The following is a 3,094-nucleotide window of genomic DNA, read 5'->3' as shown; positions in this document are numbered from 1 at the left end:
CCTCACCGTCGCCGACCAGATCAAGCCGACCTCCGCCGAGGCGATCACGCAGCTGCGCGCCCTCGGGCTGCGGCCGGTGCTGCTCACCGGCGACAACGAGGCGGTGGCCCGGACGGTCGCGGACCAGGTCGGGATCGACGAGGTGATCGCCGAGGTCATGCCCGCCGACAAGGTGGACGTGGTCAAGCGGCTGCAGGCCGAGGGCCGCACGGTCGCGATGGTCGGGGACGGCGTCAACGACGCCGCGGCGCTCGCCCAGGCCGACCTCGGCCTCGCGATGGGCACCGGCACGGACGCGGCGATCGAGGCGTCCGACCTGACCCTGGTCCGCGGCGACCTGCGGTCGGCGGCCGACGCGATCCGGCTCTCCCGCAAGACGCTCGGCACCATCAAGGGCAACCTGTTCTGGGCCTTCGCCTACAACGTGGCGGCGCTGCCGCTCGCGGCGACCGGTCTGCTCAACCCGATGATCGCGGGCGGCGCGATGGCCTTCTCGTCGGTCTTCGTGGTGAGCAACAGCCTCCGCCTGCGGCGGTTCCGCCCGCTCACCGAGAACGCCTGACCCCGCCTCGGCGGCACGCTCGACCCCCGTTCCGGCGGGACGCTGGACCCCCGCTTCCGCGGGGCGCTGGACCCCCGCCGCGGCGGGACGCACGGACCCGCTTCGGCGGGGAGCTTGGACCCGCTCCGGTGGGAGGCATGAACCGGCTCTTCGGGGCATGCGAAACCGGTTCGACGGGGTGCCTGGCATCGGGCACGCGGGAGGAGGTCCGGCCCTTCGGGGCCGGGCCTCCTTCGCCTTTTCGCGGCGGACGCCCCAAAACCGCGCGCGGACGGCGGATCCGGGGGGTTCGGACGGAGCGGATATGCCGTTTCGGGCCATTTCCGGATAGGCATTCGATCAACCCGTAGGTCGTCTTATTCGGGCGTCGGTCACTATCTGTGGCCGCTTGTGGTCATACCCGTTGAGAATGAAAGATCGCTGGTCATGCTGGGGTCGTTCGTCGGGGCGAGGCGCCGGGGCCGAGTGGGGCCGGGCGCGCGGGGGTGGCTTGTTGAACGATCCGAGCAGTGGTGCGGCCGGGTGCCGCCTGTGCGGCGCGAAGGACCTGGCGAGCGTCGTGGACCTCGGGGCCACCCCGCCGTGCGAACTGTTCCTCACCGGGGACCGGCTGGACGCGCCGGAGGTGACCTACCCGCTGCACCTGCGGGTCTGCCGGGAGTGCCGGCTGGCGCAGCTCCCGCCGCTGATCACCCCGGAGGAGACGTTCACCGAGTACGCCTACTTCTCGTCCTACTCCGACTCGTGGGTGCGGCACGCGAAGGCGTTCGTGGACGCGGCCGTCGAGCGCGTCGAACCCGGCTTCGTGGTGGAGGTCGCCAGCAACGACGGATACCTGCTCCGGCATGTGGTGGAAAAGGGCGTCCGCTGCCTGGGAATCGAACCGTCCGCGAATGTGGGCGAGGCGGCGCGGGAGAAGGGCGTCCCGACGCTGACGGAGTTCCTGACCGAGGAGACCGGGAAACGGGTCAGGGACGAGCACGGACCCGCCGATCTGGTCGTCGCCAACAACGTTTATGCGCACATTCCGGACGTCGTCGGCTTCACGAAGGGCCTGCGCGCTCTGGTCGCGGACGACGGATGGGTGTCGATCGAGGTCCAGTACCTCGCGACGCTCATGGAGCTCGGCCAGTACGACACGATCTACCACGAGCATTTCCAGTACTACACGGTCGCGTCCGCGCAGCGCGCGCTCGCGAGCGGCGGGCTGACCCTGGTGGACGTCGAGCTGCTGCCCACGCACGGCGGTTCGATCCGCCTCTGGGCGCGTCCGGAGGGCGAGCCCAACGCGCGCGTGCACGAGCTGCTGCAGAAGGAACGCGAACAGGGCCTGCACAGCGACGAGGGCTACACGGCGTTCGCGCAACGCGTCGCCAAGGTCCGCCGAGACCTGCTGAAGTTCCTCATACGCGCGGCCGAAGAAGGCAAGACGGTCGTCGGGTACGGAGCTCCGGGCAAGGGCAACACGCTGCTGAACCACTGCGGTGTCCGGTCCGACCTGCTCGCCTACACGGTCGACCGGAATCCCTACAAGCACGGCCGCTTCACACCGGGCACGCGCATCCCAATCCTCCCGCCCGAGCAGATCGCGGAGGACCGTCCCGACTACGTGCTCGTCCTCCCGTGGAACCTGCGGGACGAGCTGTCCGAGCAGCTCGCCTATGTGCACGACTGGGGCGGACGGCTCGTCTTCCCGATTCCGGAGCTGGACGTCGTGGAGGTCGGCCGGTGAAGGTGGTGCTGTTCTGCGGCGGCCTCGGCATGCGGATGCGCACCGGCACGGCCGGCGACATCCCCAAGCCGATGCAGCTCGTCGGGCCCCGTCCGCTGCTGTGGCACGTGATGCGGTACTACGCGCACTACGGGCACACCGAGTTCATCCTGTGCCTCGGCCACGCGCCGCACCACATCAAGGACTTCTTCGTCCACTACTCCGAGACGCACTCCAACGACTTCCGGCTGCGCGGCGGGCGGGTCGAGCTGCTGTCCACCGACATCTCCGACTGGCAGATCACGTTCGTGGACACCGGCGCGGACTCGCCGATCGGCGAGCGGCTCCGGCGCGTCCGGCCCCATCTGGACGGGGACGAGATGTTCCTCGCCAACTACGCCGACGTGCTCACCGACGCGCCGCTGCCGGACATGATCGACCGGTTCGCCGGGTCGGACGCGAGCGCCTCGATGATGGTGGTGCCGCCGACCGACACCTTCCACTGCATCGAGCTCGGCTCGGACGGCCGCGCGTCCGGCATCACCCCGGTCACCGAGATGCCGGTGTGGATCAACGGCGGCTACTTCGTCCTGCGCCAGGACGTCTTCGACCACATCCCTCCGGGCGGCGACCTCGTCGCGGACGCCTGCGCGGCCCTCGCCAAGACCGGCGGGCTGCTCACCTACCCCTACCGGGGCTACTGGCGTCCCACCGACACCGTGAAGGAGCGCCTCGCCCTGGACGAGTCGTACCTGCGCGGCGTCCGCCCCTGGGCGGTCTGGGAGCGGTGACGCCGAACGTGACGCGGTGCGCGGCGCGGC

3 protein-coding genes are annotated in these 3,094 nt (G+C 70.4%); all 3 read left to right on the top strand.

Translation table 11 applies throughout. The features are described from left to right. On the top strand, window positions 1-562 hold a 562-nt coding region (locus tag AB0J52_RS33970; protein ID WP_500186985.1), incomplete at its 5' end, for an HAD-IC family P-type ATPase. A gap of 493 nt (window positions 563-1,055) precedes the next feature. Continuing rightward, window positions 1,056-2,294 (top strand): methyltransferase domain-containing protein, encoded by a 1,239-nt coding sequence (locus AB0J52_RS33965; protein ID WP_500186984.1) that lies wholly within the window; start codon window positions 1,056-1,058, stop codon window positions 2,292-2,294. Next, window positions 2,291-3,064: a glycosyltransferase family protein gene (locus AB0J52_RS33960; RefSeq protein WP_500186983.1), complete on the top strand. Its 774-nt coding sequence runs from the start codon at window positions 2,291-2,293 to the stop codon at window positions 3,062-3,064. Before AB0J52_RS33965 ends, AB0J52_RS33960 begins: the two co-directional genes overlap by 4 nt. Window positions 3,065-3,094: the final 30 nt, after the last annotated feature.

Source organism: Spirillospora sp. NPDC049652, from assembly GCF_040675125.1.
Classification (GTDB): domain Bacteria; phylum Actinomycetota; class Actinomycetes; order Streptosporangiales; family Streptosporangiaceae; genus Spirillospora.
Note: the sequence above shows the minus strand (reverse complement) of the source record. Positions and strands in the feature narration are given on the sequence as shown.